The sequence below is a fragment of the Actinomycetota bacterium genome, from assembly GCA_040905475.1.
Lineage (GTDB): Bacteria > Actinomycetota > AC-67 > AC-67 > AC-67 > DATFGK01.
On sequence record JBBDRM010000059.1, the window covers coordinates 1 to 1,191 of the forward strand.

Below are 1,191 nucleotides of genomic sequence, written 5' to 3' on the forward strand. Positions count from 1 at the left end.
TCGGCGACAGCATCGGCGGCTCCCTGGTCCCGCTCCGCCAGGACCCTGGCGTAGAGGTCCAACGTCATCCTCACATCGGAATGACCGAGGCGGGTCTGGGCGGTCTTGATGTCAACGTCCGCACCCACCATCGCTGTGGCGTTCGTGCGCCGGAGGTCGTGCGGGGTGATCCCCTCGTAGTGCTTCTTCCCGTCGACCTCCACCATCCGAGCCAGTCCAGCCTTGATAGCTGCAGGCTTCCAAACTCGGCGCCTCCAATTCGTGGCATCCCACAGCTCGCCAGCCGAGTTCACGAACACCAGCTCGTTCTCGTCCGCGGCGGTCAGTCCTCGGCGGGCGAGCTGCGCTGCCAACAGGTCCGACAGCGGCTTCGACATCGAGAGCCGCCGTTGGCCGGCGTCGGACTTCGGCGGGCCGACGAACCGCCGGCCCCCGATCCCCCGCTGAACCGTCTCGGTCACGATCAGTTCGGACGGATTGCCGAACTTGATCGAGCGAACCTTGATCGCTGCGGCCTCGCCCCAGCGCAGGCCGAGGAGCGCCATCACCCACGTCATGGTCTGGTTCTCTGGCTCCATGTCCTTGACGAGCCGAACCAGTTGGTCGGCGGTCAGCGCTTGGCCCGTTGGCGATCCACCCTTCGAGGGCAGCCGGATTCCCCGGCACGGCGAGCGCCGGAGGATGTCCTCGCCGACCGCCCAGCGGCAGATCGCTCGGAGCACGCCGTAGTTCCGGTGCACGGTCCGCGGGGCGAGCGTCTCGGTCCACTTGGCGACCAGCGCCCGCACGTCCTTCGGCTGGACCTTGGCGATCGGCATGTTCTCGAGCGGTGCCAGGTGGACCCGGATGACGATCTCGTCCCTCGCCCAGGCGCTCTCGCGCTTGGAGGGGTTGGCCTCGTTCAGCCACAGCCGGGCCACCTCGCCGAAGCGGCGCTTGCCGATGTTCGGGTCCACGTAGTCGCCCTCGGCGAGCTGCACCCGGAGCTTGGAGGCGAAGTCCTTCGCGGCTTTCCGCGTCTTGGCCTCGGTCGCCTCGCGGAAGGACTTCTTGCGCTGCCGATCAGACGTGTCGCGATAGCGAACGGTGACGGTGAAGGTGCCGTCGGCGTTGGTGCGCTCGGCGAAGGAGATCGACGCCATGGGCACAGATCGTAGACCAAATGTGCCCACCATGTGCCCACGGGAGCCA

1 protein-coding gene is annotated in these 1,191 nt (G+C 67.4%); it reads right to left on the minus strand.

Features of this window, described 5'->3' with window-relative positions; translation table 11 throughout:
- Window positions 1-1,142 (minus strand): tyrosine-type recombinase/integrase (locus tag WEB06_05325; protein MEX2555034.1); only part of this gene is annotated, 1,142 nt, incomplete at its 3' end.
- Window positions 1,143-1,191: the final 49 nt, after the last annotated feature.